Raw genomic sequence first — 17,805 nt, forward strand, 5'->3', positions numbered from 1 at the left:
TCTTTTTCCAGTGTCGGGGTTCATTGCGCCCTATCCTATCTCAATAACTTTTTCTGAAAACCAAAACGGACAAGTCCCGCCGTATTCTTCGAACCGGTTTTTTCAATTAATTGCTGCCGATGGCCCTCCACGGTCCTTTTGCTCAAAAAAATTTGATCGGCTATTTCCGCATTTGTATGTCCTTCCGCAATCAATTCCAATACAGACAGTTCGCGTTCAGAGATATCGTATCGTGCCATTATTGCTGTACGATCAATATCCAACTGCGCATACTTTGATAAGTTTCGGATCAAATCAATACTTAATGCTGCACTGATATATTGTTGCCCACGTTTTACCTGCTGAATTCCGAATAAAATCTCTTCTACATTGGAATCTTTCGATAAATAGCCATCAGCGCCAAGATTTAAAACCTCCTGAACAATCTGGATATTGTCTTCCATAGATAAAACAATGATTTTTATGGCTGGATAATGTTTTTTTACTTCTTGTATAAACTGAATGCCATCCATTACCTCCATATGGATATCAGTCAGGATGATGTCCGGTTTGGCTCCCTTGAGAAATTCCAGGGCTTTTTGACCATTCTCCATCCCCGCAATTACAGTTATATCTTCTTGCGCCTCTAATATTAATTGGAAACCGGATCGTACTAACGTATGGTCATCTACCAAAAGCAACTGTGTCATAGCTATCTGTTTTTCTTTCTTTTTCGTTTAGTGATTGATTTTTGAACGAAACAGCTTTCAAGCCAAAAATGTTTTAAAAAAATAGCTCTTGGCAAATGCATACATAACATCAACGGAAAGATTTTGACCGCCGCCGCATTCTTTTTTCTGGAAAGGCGTGAGAGATGTCTCTGCTAGAGCATATAAATAATTGAAGTCTCGCTATTCCTCCACGAGGGAATTAGTACGATATTTTTGCGTAAGCACCACAATTTTTGCTTTAAATACGCAAAATAGGCTCTTTTCAAACGCTACCTTCCTCGCCGCTGTTCACTTGAAAACACAACGAAAGAAGAACATATGTTTACATCCATCATTATTGGCATCGTCTTTATTTTCTTAGCATCCTATATCGTCATCAACTATAGAAGAAAGGGAAATAATACGCGAAACAGAAAAAATCGTTAACATTTAAATAATAGTATCATGAAAATCATTTTAAAAACCCTGGGAATATTACTAGCCACCCTCGCTTGTATAATTGTCGTTCAGGCGCAAGACAGTAATCCCGCTCAGCCACAGTCTGGAGATCTGGACTTTGCCAGCAAAGCCACGGCCAGCAACAATTTCGAACTGCAGGCGGCAAGCATTGCTCTTGCTAAATCACAAAACCCAACGATCAAACAATATGCACAGATGATCACTGATGACCATACCGCTGCAGGAAATGAACTATCGACCATTGTAAAAAATAAAAATTGGCAGCTGCGTACGAGTGACGATCAAAATTATAAAGCCATGATCGACCAACTCAATAAGGCCGACACAGCCAATTTTGACCGCGTTTACACTGATCTGATGGTTAAGAGCCATCAAGATGCAATTTCACTTTTCAAAGATGCAAGCGCAGGCACAGCAATTACAGATGCTGACCTGAAGAAATTTGCCACCGATAAAATTCCGGCGTTCGAAAAGCACCTTGATCAGCTTAAAAATTGGCAACCTTCAGATCCTTCGATAAGTGACATGCCCATTACACCAAATGCGCCATCCCCAGCAATCAAGAATAAGGTACCAAAACCGACATTAAAATAACAACATATTTTTTCCAATAATTCACTCCGGAGGACAAAGCCATTACGGCTCTGTCCTTCGCTATTTCTTACATCACATGGAACAGACATTCGACTACATACACGAACTCCTTAATAGACAAATGGCACTACGTGCCAAAATTGAAGAAAGCCCTATTGCAGGCGAAATAAAAATGAGCTATGGACGGGATTTTTATCAGGAAGAAGTGCGCTCCATGGGGCTAGCGATGATTCGCGACGGCTGGGATATGGAGGGCGAACAACTGATCCTCGATTTTGTGCATGAACACTATCCGATGCGGGTTAAAGATGAACTTACCTGGATTAATAAAATGATGCATTATCTAGCGGCTGTTACCGACACCTTTATCGATAATCTACATGCCGAGGGCTACCGTTTTTTACAGGGAAATGTAGACATGCCCAATGAACACGCGATATTCTACCCAGTCCATGAACTAGATGCATTCGGAAAATTATCCCAAGAACTCGGAATGAATACCCTCGTAGATCTGAAAATACCAAATCAATTAGAACAGTTGCAAGGTTGGATCTATTATCGTTAGGGAAGTAACTAATTTTGTTTAAGCCGAGGTAACTTTTGAATCATGAAGTACGGCTTCGGCTTTAACTTGCTCAAGAAACTTACTCCTAAACCATTCAATCTGTTGCACGTTCTGTATACCTACCTGAATTGATACAACATAGGCATCCGCCGTAATATCCTTTGTTAAAATTTTCATGGGCAGGCTTCTGTCGATCTCCTTAAAGCTAGTAATGGTATCTTCCAACCACTTTTTCCACTCTTCGATGCTGCGTGCCGTAACGATGGTCAACTGAAGATTCAGACGGATATCCGATTCTTCAAATGTCCAGTTGACCAGGCGACCGGAAAGGAGATCTCCATTTGGTATAATAACTTGGGCCCCTTGGTCTGTTAATAAGGTGCTCGATCGGATACCCACCTGCATGACCTGCCCTTTTTTATCAGCAAGTTCCACATAATCCCCCACTTTAAACGGACGTTCAAATACCAAAATCACACCTGAAACAAAATTGTTGATAATATTCTGCAGGCCTAAACCTATCCCCACACTTAATGCACCGACAATGACGGTCAGCTTGTCAACTCCCAACCCCAGAATACGTATTCCTATGAGGAAGCCAACAATAAAAATGACAACACGTACGAGTGGTAATAAGGCTGTTCGACGCTGATTTTTTTTCGCGTCGGGCTGATCAAGAAGGTCTTTTAAATTTTTTTGTATCCAATTTGCTGTCCATATGACTGCAAATGCTAAAAGCACATCGCCATACGTATAATTAACGCCACCAATGGGGTGGGTATTATTTAACAAGCGATCCCCAAGTCGACGAATTTCACTTGTGATATGCAAGGTGTTGGCCCAGATAATAATGACCAATATACCCGCAAATAGGCCAATAATACGACGGAGTGCGGCAAGTATCTTCTGCTTATCAAAGCGATTTATAAAACGGTCTTCTTTCGAATTTTCATAAGAGTTGAGTAAATCATGAGACAGCATGTCGCGGAATGCATGCAGGGAGAATGCTTGCAATAACCCTACAGCTCCAGCGATACTGCATGTACGGGCCAGATTTAGAAAACCAAACAGATTAAATATAATGGCGGCCATACTGATAATTAGCAGTAACCATCGTGAAAAGGGGCGCAGATAATCAAAAGGTATTTTTCCGTCGACCTTCCGCCCGAGGTGCCAAAGCAGGCAAATACCAGATAAATTGATCAACATGACAATAATTCGCGACATCCAACCTGTATCCAGCACTAGATTGCTGGCAAGTACCAATAGATAATAAAAAAACACATATTGCATCATCTTCAGATGCTGATTGGATAACTCCGAGCGAATCAAAAGATATAGAAAGCCGAAAATAAGCAGATAGCTCAATTCGAGCACGATCACGGGGATTCTAAGGGAAGTCAGTGGCAGGAGAATAAGGAAAAAGACCGCAAACTTGAGGACAGGAATCCACCACGGTTGATTGCGATGTAAGGGCAATGTCTCTTCGGCCCCTATGGCACGTCTGCGCATCTGATATAGCCAATAAAAGTAAATAAGGCTCAGTAGGATAAGGAGGAAACGGCCATCCCAGGCACTATCATAGTAACGCTGCGATAGTCCATCCTGCTCCAGGTTCTTTTGTATTATACTTTTCCAGTGATACCAAAAGGTTCCTTCTTGCGCTGCCTGAGTCACATTCTGCTGCTGCTCGGCCTTGTCGCCAAGGTCTTGCATGTCCAACAGGAGCGATTCAATATCCCGTTCTAGTGTTGCGGCACTATCTTGCACAGCCCGCCATGAGTTGGCCGTGGAGTCCTGGGGCACCGTTTGCTTGCGCAACACCGTAACTTTTCCCTGTAGATCGTGCACAGCGGGTTTAACCAGGCTGATATACTGCTGTACTTGACTGGGCACGAGCCGGCCATCATCCGGCCGCTGCCAGGCCACTCCTCGCTTTACGCTGTCCAATCCAGTATAATAACGATCAACCTGCTCACGCCATTGTTCCAAAAAGTTTCTCGCCGAGGCCAGTGGATTACTCGGCAACGAATCAAGAATACTGACCGAATCCTTCGATCGCTCAACGGAATCGACCTCTTGAGCGTGCATCGTAGAACAAAATAGGCTAAGCTGGATGACCAAGCTTAGCCTTAGCATGGCGCAAATTATTGAGCCCATAATCTTTTACGTTTTAAATTTGTCTTTATGTTTAATCGGGCTTAGCCGGAGAAGGCTGCCGCTGCAAAGAATCGGTGCTGTCCCGGCCAAGCGAGTCATTTATACCAACACCAACCTGCCCATCATCGGGTGTATTGGAGGAATCATAGCTGCCGTTTGCCTGATTGCCTTTATTGCTGCTATTGCCGCATCCCCATAGTCCAAGGATTGCCAATATCAATAAACTAATCTTTTTCATATGTTTTGAGTTTAAGTATGAAATTATTCGAAAAGTGAACAGTGCAAAAAAAACAATGGTTCTCTTTAGTTCGCATTTAAGTAAAAATATCTCCCTATCGTAGAAGTACGCAACAGGTCAAACGTCTACAAACAGGTGTTCATGTTAATCAACGCTGCCTGTTCAATCCTCAGCTTTAGTTCGATCCAAATTGTCCAATGGTACAGCTTCCTGTGCGGTCCCAGCCTTATTTTTAGTCGTATCTTTTCCACGGCTACGGTGAATATTGTCTAATGGTAGACCATTCTGGTTGACTGTTGTATCTACTTTCTGTTCCTTTTCGCTACTTTTGGTTCTATTATCGCAAGATGTTGCTGCCACAGCTGCGAATGCGATGGCCAAATACAAATATTTAATCATAGTTTTTACCTTTTATTATTATTCGTTACCCCTTCCCCGTTTCGCTATGTGGAGCATCAACGGGCTTTGATTCAGGTGATCCTTTTTGACGTAGGAAAATGGTGAATACAACAATGGCCAAAACAGACAAAAATTCACTTTGCCAGTTCTGGAAAGTTTCAAACCAAAATTGAGGCATAATGAGGTACGTACATGCGTCATCTACCGGTAAACCTTCAAGCCGCTGTTCGGTGTTGTGCTGTCTCCAGCTTCCATAAAAGTGCATAACCCAACTCCCCAAAAAAAGTAGCGCAAAGCAAATGAATAGCGATGAACTATATAATTTCAACAGCCAGCCACCTTTTCTAACAGGATAAGGCGTATTCGGGCCGGGCTGCGGTTCACGGTCTACCTCTTCTTTTTCCCCTATTTTTTTTGATTCAGCAGAGCCCCATTGGCGTAATCCCACCGTCAGAATCACATACATCGCCATCTGAAGAAATTCACTCTCGAAATTTTCAAAAGTTGCGGATGTAAAATGTCCTGTGCTCAAATAATCAATGATGTCCAGTGGTGCACGATTGGCCTCCAGCAACTCTTCATTATGTACTTTCCAACCCGTAAAACATTGCATGCCTAGGGAAAAGACAAAAAGCGCTGCAAACACCAGGCTTAGGCCATTACGATAAAAAAAAGAATAATTTTTCTTGTTTTCCATAGCAAGATTTATTTTATTATTAAGTACATATAACTTCAATAACAACTTAACAATTAAGTATTTATGCCTTTTCCTTGAGTATAAAACTTATTCGCCCATTCGGCTCCATCAAAGCCATATCCACTTCATCGAGGTGCTTACTATTTGTCTCTAACCGCAAGCTCGTCAGTAGATCAGTACGGCTTACCCCCAACCGGTCCATTTGATCCCATTGGATTTTACCGTTCTTGTATAAAACAGCGGGCTTACCTTTTACCATATTACCCAAATAGGGAAGCCTGGCCGATACCTGGGCTAGGATTTTATTGACAATAATCATCACGAAGCCGGCAAACACGGTTGACAGGAATGGCGAAGCGCCAACTATTCCCCGCGCTAATACCGCACCTAGCATAATAATGATGACGAAATCTACTCCAGACTTTCGGCCGAGAATTCGAATTCCGCCCAATCGAACCAAAAAAAGTGCGATGATAAACATCATAAACGCACGCGCCCCCATTTGTATCATCGTCAGGTCTTCACCAGAGCCAAAAAAACTGTCCATATTTTTATACCGTTTAGATCGTTGTTATACGCCCATCTTCATCATGAAGCAATGTGCTCTTTATTTATTTCAAAATAGCCTACTTTATCTCAGAACATCGGTAGGAGCCTTCCCTGTTCCCTCATTTTTCAAATTGAGTACTTTTACCTATTCAACAGGCGGATAATACGTTTTCATCGACAGTCAACAAACTACTGCATTTAATTGACTGTCTTTAAGAAAAGCAAACGATATGATTCATTTAGATAATCCACCTGAAGATTGTCTCGCCTTCTTTCAGGATACATTGCGGCTGCTCCAGGATAGCGGAGCTCAATTTATGGTGGGCGGTGGTTTAGCCATGTTTCACTACACGGGGATCATACGGCCTATTAAGGATATGGATATCTTTTGCAAAAGCAGCGAATACCCAAAAATTCTTAAACACCTTGCCGCTAATGGTTATGAGACCGAATTGACAGATGTGCGATGGCTCGCCAAGATTTACAAAGACCCCTATTTCATTGATATTATTTTCGATAGTGTTAATCACAATTGCACTGTTGAGCAGGATTGGTTTGACAGAGCACCTGAAGGTACTCTTTTTGATGCTGATGTACGTTATGTACCAGCAGAAGAGCTAGTATGGTGTAAGCTATATGTACAAAACAGAGAGCGGCATGACAGCGCCGATATTAACCATATTTGGCTAAAATATGGAAAAAGTTTGGACTGGAACCATTTACTAACGCGAATGGATCAACATTGGCACCTCTTGTTGGCTCAAATGCTCATCTTTCAGTTTACTTATCCGCATGACTATCGCGATATTCTCCCAAAAGACTTATTTGATGAGCTCATTAAACGCGCAGCGGATCAATATGAATTGCCTCCTTGTTTGGAGAAAGTTTGTCTGGGACCCTTTATAGATCAAACGCAATATGAAATTGATATTAAAGAATGGGATTATAAGTCATACACAATAAAAACTGTTTAATATGAACAAGAAGACAACCATAGCCGCATTGGGCGATATACATATGAATGCAAACCAGCACGGAAAATGGAAAACCAAATTTGAGGAGATTTCGGAAAAGGCTAAAGTCCTTTTACTTTGCGGTGATCTAACAGATACGGGGGATGAAGAAGAAGCAGAATTACTCGTTGCTGAACTCCAATCCATTAAGGTTCCAGTCATCGCCGTACTGGGAAATCACGACTATGAGAAAGGACGACAAAAGCAGATCCGCCAAATTTTGACAGACAGTAAAATTACGGTCTTGGATGGTGAAGCTATCGTGATCGAAAATATTGGTTTTGCTGGCGTAAAGGGCTTTGGCGGTGGTTTTGACCGTTATATGTTATCAATGTTTGGTGAAGATGCCATGAAAAGTTTTGTGCAGGAAGCTGTAAACGAATCGTTGCTTTTAGATCGAGCTTTGGCGCGCCTCGAACAAGAACATGCAGACATAAAAAAAGTTGCCTTAATGCATTACGCGCCCATTGCTGAAACTGTTTTAGGTGAGCCCGAGCAAATTTATCCTTTTTTAGGGTCAACGCATTTAATGGAACCTTTGCAACGGCGTAAAGTAAGTGCTGCCTTCCACGGGCATGCGCATGCCGGAAAATTCAAGGCCCTGTCCCCTTCTGGAATACCGATTTACAATGTGGCAGTGCCTGTTTTAATGGCCCAGCATGGAAGTGAAGCCGGCTTTGCATTCATTGATATTTAGCATTATTTTTTACTCGTCCGAAATTGCGTTATCTGATGCATTGGTTTTTCGTTTAACAATCTGCTTGAGTTGGGTATGAAGCGTGATAATATTCCCCACAAGTAGGCTTTCTTTCAATCCGGCACGAAAACGTTTTTTCATAATACGTTTGACAAGCTGTGGACTTACTTCGCCATTTTCCTGTACCTTTCCCAGCCAACGGAGCGATATAAATGCCAGAAGTGCGGCAATAAGGAATAGAAAATTCCATTCATGCAGATAGATCAGTTTGGCGATAGTCTGGAGGTTGGGACTTTTCCAGGAGATGCTAATCTGAAGCTCGCGAGTTGCAAAATAATCAACTAACAATCCTCCTAAAATAGGTCCCAAGGCTGTAAAAAACGAAGCGACCATATTTTTTACAGTGATATAGACAATTGCATCTGTCTTGGGAGCGAGTTTCAGGCCAATGTTTGTGAGGGCGAGATTAATGCCTCCAGTGGAGATTCCCGTCATGATATGCAGAAATAGGAGTAAAAGTAAATTGGGCAATGCACGCGAATAGATTCCGACAAATATCCATAATAAAATGCAACAAATGTAAATGGGTGCTGTGAGGTAGATAATACTTTTGTTACTATAACGATCCGAAAGGTTTCCCCATAAGCGTAGGCCCAGGACACTGGCTATCTGACTGACAACAGTAAGGAGGATGACTATTTTCATCGAAAGCCCCAATGTTTTTAACATAAAGACCGTAAAAAAGGGTATCGCTAAATTAATCGCCAACAACCAAGCCGCATTGAAGATCAATAAATTTTTAAAATTTTTATTTTTAAGCGGCTGTAGCAACAAACTTCCCAAATGTCCCCCAGACATCTGTTGTTTGGGCTCTTTGGCCTGTACCAAAAAAAAGGCACCAACTGCTCCTATAGCCCCTGCGATTAAAAAGTATATGCCGTAGAGCTTTGGTAGTTGCATAACGGCATGATTGGTATAATAGTCAACTAACGCTGCGACAATGATGCTAACTGTAATATTCGTCAATTGCATGATGCCCGTGCGCTTGGAAAAATAAGTACCCAAACGTTCCTCAGGAACGAGGTCTTTAATCCAGGAATTCCAGCCTGCGCCACCTATCGCGCTGAGAAGGTAATGTATGAACATAAAACTGAGCAAGGTCGTAAAAGAGAAATCGACTTCCCGCCACATTAAAAGCCCAACCAGGACCAAAGGCATTTTTGCAAGAAATACAGCGAATACGGTTATTACTTTCCGATTCGGGTAAATCTGCATGACGAGAATGGTTAACAGCTGGGCAAGATTACATAAGGTTGGAAAGGCCGCCAACAGTCCCAGCTGAAAGTTACTTGCTCCCATCAACAAACCTGCTCCGACCAAAATAACACCGCTGCTCAAACAGACAACAACCTCTGAACATACACCGTCTATGATGACCATTCGGAGGCTTTTGTCAATATCTTGTGTTTCGAGATGATGTACCGGTCTGAGATCCATAGCCTTTTCTCATGTAACAGCTGCTCCAGGATGTTAGTTCCCTTAAAATGAATTAATGAGCTTAATACGTTCGGCGAAGTACTTCCAACATACAATTGGGTATTAGTCCATCCAACCAAGTCGTTACCACAGCCGTTCATTAAGCAAAGGTTAAAAGCGCGTTTCCTTCTGCGAAATTGAATCGCTAAAAACGGCGTTTTTCCATTGTTGAAATTAAAAATTGTTTATGACACACAAACCACGCGTATTAACATGGCATATCCATGGATCGTACTTGTATTATTTATCCCAAGGTGACTATATCTTATATATTCCATATACGCCCGAAAGAGGACCTCGCTATGGCGGACGGGGAACAACCTTCCCTTTTGGCGACAATGTGATTGAAGTTCCTGCCGGCGAAGTGCGTAATCTCGACCTAGATCTTATCCTTTTTCAATGCGATGAAAATTACTTGGAAGATCAATATCTGATCCTGTCTGAAGTGCAGCAACAGTTACCTCGTATCTATATTGAACACGACCCGCCATGGCAGCATCCCTGTGATGAAGTTCATCCAGTCACCAATCCAGCCGTTACACTGGTGCATGTGACACACTTCAACCAGTTAATGTGGAAGGCAAATATTCCGGATGTACGTGTCATCACACATGGTGTAGATACACACGATGTCGCTTACAATGGTCGATTGGAAAAAGGGATTGTCGTTATCAACAACCTTCCCTCCCGTGGACGCATGCTAGGTAGCGATATTTTCAAGTATGTACAAAAGCAGGTACCATTAGATCTCATCGGAATGGGTAACGAACCCTATGGGCTTCGTGAAGTGCTCCATCCGCGCCTACCCGAATTTATTAAAGACTATCGTTTCTTTTTCAATCCAATACGGTACACAAGTTTGGGCTTAGCAATCTGCGAAGCTATGATGGTGGGTCTTCCGATCGTTGGATTGGCTACCACAGAGCTTTCTACCATTATTGAAAATGAAAAAACAGGCTATATCGGCTTAGAGATCGAAGAGCTCATCGCTAAAATGAAAATGCTGCTGAATAATCCCCAACATGCACAGCAGCTCAGTGTAAACGCACAGCAGAAAGCAAAAGAGCTTTTCGACATAGTTCGATTTGGACAACAATGGGAGAATTTAATTAATGAAAAAATTCATCAATATATACTATCATGAAAAAAAGAATAGCTTTTATTAGTGATCATGCCTCACCCTTAGCGACCCTCGGAGGTAAAGACAGCGGCGGCCAAAACGTTTATGTTGCCGAGGTTGCCATGCAGCTCGCTTTGATGGGCAATCAAATAGACATCTATACGCGATGTGAGCATCCAAGCCGAGAAGGGGTCGTCCTCTGGAAACAAAATATAAGGGTCATTCATATTGTCGCAGGCCCCAAAGATATACTCCCAAAGGAAGAGCTTTATGGACATATCGATGAATTTACCGCCCATACAATCGAATTTATGACCGCTAACCAGCTGAGCTACCAGTTGGTACATGCGCATTTTTGGCTGTCAGGTATGGTGGCCATGGAAATCAAGAAACAACTGCATATCCCCTTTGTTATTACTTTTCATGCCCTAGGTGCGGTGCGCCGCTTACACCAGGGGGGCTCAGACAAATTTCCGAAAATTCGTGAAAAAATTGAGAAAGATATCATTTGGGCAGCCGAACGCGTCATTGCCGAATGCCCAAACGATCTGAAAGACTTGATTCAACATTATCAGGCGCCACAGGATAAAATAGAAATTATTCCCTGTGGTTTTAATCCGGCTGATTTTCATCCAACAGATCGCACCGAAGCAAAGGAAAAGCTTGGACTTGATTCCGCGTACACCTACATTTTGCAACTTGGTCGCATGGTGAAACGAAAGGGAATAGACAATGTGATCGAAGCCTTTTCCCATGCGCACCATGCGCTGCCCGAATTGCGGCTATTGGTCGTTGGTGGAAATCTGACGACAGCGGAAGACCGCGCAGAATTTGATCGTCTGCATCATCTGTGTATCGAGTTAAAAGTGGAAGATAAGGTCATTTTCACGGGACAACAGCGTCGTGATCTGCTTAGGTACTATTATGCTGCAAGTGAGCTTTTTATCACCACGCCGTGGTATGAGCCATTTGGGATTACTCCGCTGGAATCCATGGCCTGTGGTACGCCCGTAATTGGTGCCGATGTGGGCGGTATATCGTTTACGGTAAGGCATGAAGATACCGGCCTTTTGGTAGCGGCACAACAGCCACAACAATTGTCTGCTGCGATTGTTGACCTGATAAATAACGACCGTAAACGATTGAAATTTTCTGTTAATTCCCTACGCCATGTTAAATCCTTTACGTGGAAAGTGGTCAGCGAAAGCATTGCGCAGCTTTATGCACAATGTTTGCCTCAGGATACCGAAAAAGAAACAATTACACAAATCAAGCAAAGCTTTTTGGGTTCCTCAAAGACCTTCGAAAAAGCGGCAGAATCTTTGGCGCTTGGCATAGCCAGACTGTCATCTAAAATGGTTTCCGTCTTGCGTGAAGGTAAAAAAATCATGATCTGCGGCAATGGTGGTAGTGCCGCGGAGAGCCAGCATTTCGCTGCCGAGCTCGTGGGTCGATTTGAAATACCACAGCGTCCCGGCTATCCGGTGATCTCGCTTAACGCTGATGTGGCGGTTCTCACCGCATGGGCAAACGACTTTGGCTACGAAAGCGTATTTGCAAGACAGGTACAGGCACTTGGGCAACCAGGAGATATGCTGATCTGTTTAAGTACAAGTGGCAACTCGCCCAATATCCTAAACGCATTGAAAGAAGCCAGTAAAGCTGGGGTCATTTGTGCAAATTTGCTGGGAAAAGATGGTGGCGATGCCACGCAATTCGGAGATCACAATCTCATAGTTCCTTCCGATCACACGGCCCGTATTCAGGAAGTACAGCTACATATTATTCATCAGCTCTGCGCACTGGTGGAACAGCGGATGGCAAATCTGAGCAGGAAAAATGAACACTTCGTTATACATAATAAATTGATCGCATCATGATGGAGAGCGCTGTATTTCTGGATAAGGATGGAACGCTGATAAAGGATGTTCCCTACAACGTTGATCCCGCACGCATCGTTTTTTATTCCGACATTTTTGAGCCTTTAAGAGGGTTACAAAAAAGGGGCTATAAGCTCATTGTCATCAGCAATCAGTCGGGTATAGCCCGACGTTATTTTACAGCTGAAGATTTGGATGTCGCTTTTTCAGCATTGCACGAACTACTCCGCTACGAGCACATCCAATTAGACGGTATCTATTATTGTCCACACGGCTATGTCATGGACGAACCGCAATGCTCCTGCCGTAAGCCTTTACCCGGCATGCTCTACCGGGCTGCCAAGGAGCTGCACATAGATTTAAAAAAATCTTGGATGATCGGCGATATTTTAAGTGATGTCGGCGCCGGCCGTGCGGCAGGCTGCAGGACCATATTGGTAGACCGAAGCCAGGAAGAAAGGAAACAGGAGCGAATTTCTGATCCTAAATATACACCAGATTTCATCGTAGATGATTTTTACGGATTGGCTCAACTTATCAACTCAGAAAAAGTAGATTATGAAAGATATAGCATTAAATAAACTTGTCGAAAATGGTTTTGACAATCCAAGGGTCCTTGTTTTGGGAGACTGCATGCTGGATATTTATCTAGATGGGGAATGCAAGCGGCTTGCTCCCGATGTCGCCGTACCCGTGCTCGATGTCCAATCCGTAGAACATTGCCTTGGCGGAGCCGGGAATGTGATCACGAACCTCAGCAATATGGGGGCCGTCGTGTCGGTCGTTAGTCTGTTGGGCGACGATAGCAGTGGACAGACAATAGCACGCAGTGTGCAGCGACAGGGAATTGACACCGGTGACCTGCTCTATAATAAAAATTGTCAGACACTAACAAAAACGCGATTACGTAGAGATGGACACTGTCTGCTGCGTTATGATATTGGTCAGAAGTATCACTTTAGTGCAGCGCTAGCCAACCAGTATCTGACAGCGGTAAAAAAAGCCCTTCAAAATGTCGACATTGTTTTTATTGCAGATTATGGAAAAGGTAACATCACGGATGAGCTCATTGTGCTGCTCGCCGAAGAACAGCAGATTGAGCCCAAAATTATTGCCATAGACAGCAAAGATTACGACAAGTATGCATGCCTAAATCCCGACTTAATTAAGCCCAATTATGACGAAGCAAGAAAAATCCTGAGCCAGGAAGAAGAGGATGACCGCCTAACACAAGCATCGAAATGGCCCGAAAGCCTAGCTGCCTTGTCTCAGGCGAACTGGGTGGCACTTACCCTCGATAAGGATGGTGTCATCCTGTCAAAAAAAGGTGGTTCAGCAAAGCACTACCGGGTTCCTGCTTTAAAAGAAGGAAATTTCTCCGGCGCTGGCGACACCTTTCTGACCGTGCTTTGCTTGGCTTACTATAATAAACTTGATGCGGATATTGCGATAGCACTGAGTGTAAAGGCAGCACAGATCGGTATACAAAAAAATGGTACAGCACATTGTAGCTGCACGGAATTAGCCCAGCGCCTTACGAACAAAGATGATAAATTAATTACCGACCTGAATCATCTTGAAGCACTATGCGATGGACTTCGGAAAGAAAATAAACTCGTATTCACCAACGGTTGTTTCGATATTTTCCATGCCGGCCATGCCCATTACCTCGGTGCAGCTAAGGCACAGGGTGATATTTTGATTGTCGGCATCAATACAGACGAGAGCATCAGACGTTTAAAAGGAGCAACAAGACCTGTCAATTCGCTTGACGATCGAATTGAAGTATTGCGGGCGCTTGGAGCTGTAGATTATATTGTACCGTTTGGTGATGAATTATCGGACAACCCTATCCCGATCATCGAAAAGGTTAAACCGCATATCTTTGTAAAAGGTGAAGCATACCAAAATAAAGAACTGGCCGAACAAGGGCTACTGCAAATACTAGGGACACAACTCGTGTTTATTCCGCATGTCCATCAGCAGTCGACTACTAAAATCATTCAGCGGGTGAAGGAAAAGGACAATCAACTGTTAAAGAAAATCAGCTAAAATGGGGACTTGGAAAGATTGTAAAAACATGTTGATCATTCGCTTAGACAATATGGGCGATCTGATCATGAGTAATGCAGCGCTTCAGGAAATTAAATCAGCGAATGGAAATTGTAAAATCACATTACTTGCGTCAGAAATGGCTGTTCCCATTATCCCCTACCTAGGCACTGTCGATGACTATATACAATACGATGCCCCTTGGATGAAATTGAGCTCGCATGACACGGTTGCTTCGACTGAAGCATTGATTAAAACCATTAAAAACCGGCAATTTGATAGTTGTATTATCTTCAACGTATACAGCCAAAATCCAATGGCTTCGATCATGTTGGCATATCTAGCGGAAATCCCCCTACGAGCGGCTTATATGCGCGAAAATCCCTATACGTTGCTTACCCATTGGATACCAGACAAAGAACCTTTGTTTGAGGTACAGCATCAGATAGCACGTGATCTCGAACTGGTTAGACTGCTTGGCATCAGCCGGTCGATCAATCGATTACCGAGCCTAATTGTACCCCGAGGTCAATTATCGAATTTAATTCCTTTACGTGGGGGGAAACAGATTATTGTCAATTGTGATGTTTCGGAGCAAAAAAGACGAATTCCCCGTGCTGTCGCACAACAATTGACGCGGCAGCTGCTTGATTCAGCATTTCAGGTCATACTTGTTGGCAAGGAATACAACGATTACCTGAGATCATGTTTTTCAGAACTCGAAAGGGAAAATCTGATTAACCTTATTGGAAAGACGACAATTGATGATCTCCTACTCCTCGTAGCACATGCAGATGCTGTGCTCACGGTCAACACGGGCGTTGCTCATATTGCCTGCGCGCTACAAAAACCAACGTTGGTTCTTTACGCTCAGACAAACCCGCAGCATATCCCATGGTCGCAGGATACTGACTTTATCCTTTACCCCGTCGACCCTGCTCTGCGCTCCAAAAATACGATTAGCAGCTTTGTCGATAAGCAGAATGGATCATCTAGAATGACACCGTTAAGTGTTGAAAATATCATGGATAAATTGAATTCATTACTTAAGCATTCCTCCCAAAAACAGACAGCGCCGGAAGTACCCGTCTGATCTCGCGTACAATATGCTCTATGGCGATAGGTTTGGTCAGATCAAAAGTGGTATGCAGTGCTGTGTTGAGTGGCCCCCAACGCTCGGGCTCACCATCTAAACTTATGACCACACTTTTTGCTTCTAAGGCAGCGGCAATATGGGATATTCCTGTGCAGTTGCATACAAGTAAAGTCGATTCCTTCAAAAGACAGCCAAGCGTACCCAAATCAAGTCTGGAACAGAGGTTAAGCACAGGTCCTTCAAGTAAGCGCTGCAGTTCATTGACCAAAGATTCTTCAGCACTTACCCCAGTCAGGATAATCTGATATCCCATTTGCTGCATTAAGGTCGCAAGAAATCCGAAGTTTTCAATAGGCCAGCGTCGTTTGGCGTCCCGACTGCCCACATGGATAATAACGAAAGGATAGTTTATTTCAGCTTTTATTTTCCTATAGGCCTCCCAATCCTCGGGAAATAAGGGGAAATACATTGTACGATTTGGAATTTTTAAACCTAGAAATTCCATAAGAGCTAGGTGCCTGTTCACCTCGTGAAGCTTTCCTGGATAAGTCATCCAGTCGGGGTTGTCAATTGAAGCTCTTGGTTGAAATCCTACCAGTCGCTTTGCCGCAAAATTCTGTAAAAAATCATTCACCACAGTTCCATCTCCCTGCATCTGAATCAGAAGGTCAAATTTTTCCGCTTGCATCTGCTTGACGAATCGTTCAAGATTGTCGGGATTATATGCAATTTCGGGAAGCTGCGGATGCCCGGGAAAATCCACATATTCATCGATGCAATCAAAGCGTTCCATCAATGTACGCATATGGGGCAAGCCGATAAAGTAGAGCTTGGCATTGGGATAATGCGACTTCAATGCCCTGACGGCGGGGATGGAACACAGGAGATCGCCCAGCTGAAGGGCCCGAAAAATAGCTATCTTAAACATACCATCGATTTTAAGGATAGACAACCCCCAAAGAAATACAGTTTGATTTATTCCTTTTTATCAATCAAAACGCTTTTCCTACGCTAAATCATATTATTTCAAACCTTCGCAGATTTACATCCGTTCTCTTGAAGTATAGAAAGAACGTAAATAAAATTAGTGATATGGAGAATTTAAAGAATAAGCGGATAGCGATATTGGTCGCGGATGGATTTGAAGAAATTGAACTGACTAGCCCAAAGGAAGCCTTGGAAAATGCAGGCGCCAAAACAGACATTATATCACCGGCTGAAGGAACAGTGCGGGCAAAAAATGGAGATGAATGGTCAAATGACTATCCTGTCGATGTTGCTCTGCAGGAGGCAGAAGAGAATCGATATGACGGATTGCTGCTACCAGGCGGGGTCATCAATCCTGATAAATTGAGGACGAATAAAACGGCTATTGCATTGATCAATGCTTTCTGGGAACGGGATAAACCGATCGCAGCCATTTGCCATGGACCTCAATTACTGATTAACGCGGATCTGGTGCGTGATAAAAAAATAACGTCCGTTGAAGCCATTCAAATGGACCTGATTAATGCAGGCGCATTATGGGAAGACAGCGAAGTGGTGGTTGACGACAAACTTATTACAAGTCGTACGCCAGACGATCTGCCCGCTTTTAATAAAGCCATCATTAAAGCGTTTGCGACAGAAAAAAAGAACAAAGCGTAGTAGTACAGTTTCAATAACGTATAAAATCGGCCAACCTTTAGATCTTGTAACATGTTCAGCATATAAATAACACATAAAACAGTATATTATGAATACAACAAAAAGTTCAAGCCATACGACTGCCAAAGGGCAATCGCAAAGCAGCAACGCTAACAAAGAAAAAAAATCAGCGACAACAACAGGAAAAAGTGCTTCAGCGTCTAAAGGATCGCAAAACGGAAGTTCTGATAAAACCAAAGCTGAACTCTTGGAAATGGCAAAGAAAATGGAGATTACCGGGCGTCACGATATGACGAAAGATGAACTTGCTAAAGCCATTGAGAAGCAGGGCAAAAAATAGAAATGTCATTCACGGACAAGTGCCGATTAGTCCTGAAAATAGATACAGATTTT

19 protein-coding genes are annotated in these 17,805 nt (G+C 43.1%); 11 read left to right on the forward strand and 8 right to left on the reverse strand.

All coding sequences use genetic code 11. The annotated features are described in order from the left end of the window. Positions 1 to 35: 35 nt before the first annotated feature. On the reverse strand, positions 36 to 689 hold the full coding sequence (locus tag B3P16_RS18980; protein ID WP_046676323.1) for a response regulator transcription factor: 654 nt from the start codon (positions 687 to 689) through the stop codon (positions 36 to 38). 465 nt (positions 690 to 1,154) lie between these two features. Here B3P16_RS18980 and B3P16_RS18985 point away from each other — a divergent pair, with 465 nt between their 5' ends. Next, complete coding sequence (locus B3P16_RS18985) at positions 1,155 to 1,763, forward strand: DUF4142 domain-containing protein (protein ID WP_286751825.1); 609 nt, start codon at positions 1,155 to 1,157, stop codon at positions 1,761 to 1,763. Positions 1,764 to 1,839: 76 nt separating this feature from the next. Next, positions 1,840 to 2,328: a hypothetical protein gene (locus B3P16_RS18990; protein WP_286843894.1), complete on the forward strand. Its 489-nt coding sequence runs from the start codon at positions 1,840 to 1,842 to the stop codon at positions 2,326 to 2,328. An 18-nt stretch (positions 2,329 to 2,346) separates the two neighbouring features. Here B3P16_RS18990 and B3P16_RS18995 read toward each other — a convergent pair whose 3' ends face one another. The 5 genes from B3P16_RS18995 to B3P16_RS19015 all read right to left on the reverse strand — a co-directional run bounded on the left by B3P16_RS18995 (position 2,347) and on the right by B3P16_RS19015 (position 6,369). Further along, on the reverse strand, positions 2,347 to 4,488 hold the full coding sequence (locus B3P16_RS18995; RefSeq protein ID WP_286843895.1) for a mechanosensitive ion channel family protein: 2,142 nt from the start codon (positions 4,486 to 4,488) through the stop codon (positions 2,347 to 2,349). 31 nt (positions 4,489 to 4,519) lie between these two features. Then, a complete protein-coding gene (locus B3P16_RS19000; protein ID WP_046676320.1) occupies positions 4,520 to 4,726 on the reverse strand; it encodes a hypothetical protein in 207 nt (68 codons plus the stop codon). A 162-nt stretch (positions 4,727 to 4,888) separates the two neighbouring features. After that, positions 4,889 to 5,125 carry a hypothetical protein gene (locus B3P16_RS19005; protein ID WP_070564390.1) on the reverse strand — a complete coding sequence of 79 codons (237 nt, stop codon included), beginning with the start codon at positions 5,123 to 5,125 and terminating at the stop codon, positions 4,889 to 4,891. 25 nt (positions 5,126 to 5,150) lie between these two features. Then, the gene (locus B3P16_RS19010; RefSeq protein ID WP_286843896.1) at positions 5,151 to 5,822 is read right to left on the reverse strand and encodes a DUF6766 family protein; all 672 of its coding nucleotides are present in this window, start codon (positions 5,820 to 5,822) and stop codon (positions 5,151 to 5,153) included. 61 nt (positions 5,823 to 5,883) lie between these two features. After that, positions 5,884 to 6,369: a DUF421 domain-containing protein gene (locus B3P16_RS19015; RefSeq protein WP_112374749.1), complete on the reverse strand. Its 486-nt coding sequence runs from the start codon at positions 6,367 to 6,369 to the stop codon at positions 5,884 to 5,886. Positions 6,370 to 6,601: 232 nt separating this feature from the next. On the opposite strand from B3P16_RS19015, the gene B3P16_RS19020 reads away from it, so the two are divergent. Together B3P16_RS19020 and B3P16_RS19025 are read left to right on the forward strand one after the other, a co-directional pair. Then, the gene (locus tag B3P16_RS19020; protein WP_286843898.1) at positions 6,602 to 7,345 is read left to right on the forward strand and encodes a nucleotidyltransferase domain-containing protein; all 744 of its coding nucleotides are present in this window, start codon (positions 6,602 to 6,604) and stop codon (positions 7,343 to 7,345) included. Position 7,346: 1 nt separating this feature from the next. Then, entirely contained in the window at positions 7,347 to 8,081 is a 735-nt protein-coding gene (locus B3P16_RS19025; RefSeq protein ID WP_070564402.1) for a metallophosphoesterase family protein, read from the forward strand. Positions 8,082 to 8,090: 9 nt separating this feature from the next. Here the strand turns inward: B3P16_RS19025 and B3P16_RS19030 are convergent, their stop codons facing one another. Beyond that, on the reverse strand, positions 8,091 to 9,578 hold the full coding sequence (locus B3P16_RS19030; RefSeq protein ID WP_286843900.1) for an MFS transporter: 1,488 nt from the start codon (positions 9,576 to 9,578) through the stop codon (positions 8,091 to 8,093). Positions 9,579 to 9,804: 226 nt separating this feature from the next. Here B3P16_RS19030 and B3P16_RS19035 point away from each other — a divergent pair, with 226 nt between their 5' ends. The 5 genes from B3P16_RS19035 to B3P16_RS19055 are packed head-to-tail and all read left to right on the forward strand — an operon-like array spanning position 9,805 to position 15,762. Beyond that, positions 9,805 to 10,761 carry a glycosyltransferase gene (locus B3P16_RS19035; RefSeq protein ID WP_070564408.1) on the forward strand — a complete coding sequence of 319 codons (957 nt, stop codon included), beginning with the start codon at positions 9,805 to 9,807 and terminating at the stop codon, positions 10,759 to 10,761. Beyond that, positions 10,758 to 12,617, forward strand: a complete 1,860-nt coding sequence (locus B3P16_RS19040; RefSeq protein ID WP_286843902.1) for a glycosyltransferase — start codon at positions 10,758 to 10,760, stop codon at positions 12,615 to 12,617. Before B3P16_RS19035 ends, B3P16_RS19040 begins: the two co-directional genes overlap by 4 nt. Continuing rightward, entirely contained in the window at positions 12,614 to 13,198 is a 585-nt protein-coding gene (locus B3P16_RS19045) for a D-glycero-alpha-D-manno-heptose-1,7-bisphosphate 7-phosphatase (RefSeq protein WP_286843903.1), read from the forward strand. Before B3P16_RS19040 ends, B3P16_RS19045 begins: the two co-directional genes overlap by 4 nt. Beyond that, positions 13,176 to 14,669, forward strand: a complete 1,494-nt coding sequence (locus B3P16_RS19050; RefSeq protein ID WP_286843905.1) for a PfkB family carbohydrate kinase — start codon at positions 13,176 to 13,178, stop codon at positions 14,667 to 14,669. Before B3P16_RS19045 ends, B3P16_RS19050 begins: the two co-directional genes overlap by 23 nt. A 28-nt stretch (positions 14,670 to 14,697) precedes the next feature. Next, positions 14,698 to 15,762, forward strand: a complete 1,065-nt coding sequence (locus tag B3P16_RS19055; RefSeq protein WP_286843906.1) for a glycosyltransferase family 9 protein — start codon at positions 14,698 to 14,700, stop codon at positions 15,760 to 15,762. On the opposite strand, the gene B3P16_RS19060 is transcribed toward B3P16_RS19055, so the two are convergent. Further along, positions 15,716 to 16,693, reverse strand: coding sequence for a glycosyltransferase family 9 protein (locus B3P16_RS19060; protein WP_286843907.1), 978 nt, complete (start codon positions 16,691 to 16,693; stop codon positions 15,716 to 15,718). The two genes, B3P16_RS19055 and B3P16_RS19060, sit on opposite strands and share 47 nt — an antisense overlap. Before the next feature lie 164 nt (positions 16,694 to 16,857). On the opposite strand from B3P16_RS19060, the gene B3P16_RS19065 reads away from it, so the two are divergent. Both B3P16_RS19065 and B3P16_RS19070 read left to right on the forward strand, forming a co-directional pair. After that, complete coding sequence (locus B3P16_RS19065) at positions 16,858 to 17,412, forward strand: type 1 glutamine amidotransferase domain-containing protein (protein WP_286843909.1); 555 nt, start codon at positions 16,858 to 16,860, stop codon at positions 17,410 to 17,412. An 88-nt stretch (positions 17,413 to 17,500) separates the two neighbouring features. Further along, positions 17,501 to 17,752, forward strand: a complete 252-nt coding sequence (locus tag B3P16_RS19070; protein ID WP_070564428.1) for a Rho termination factor N-terminal domain-containing protein — start codon at positions 17,501 to 17,503, stop codon at positions 17,750 to 17,752. Positions 17,753 to 17,805: the final 53 nt, after the last annotated feature.

Origin of the sequence: Sphingobacterium sp. UBA7631, from assembly GCF_002483935.1 — a bacterium.
GTDB lineage: Bacteria > Bacteroidota > Bacteroidia > Sphingobacteriales > Sphingobacteriaceae > Sphingobacterium > Sphingobacterium multivorum.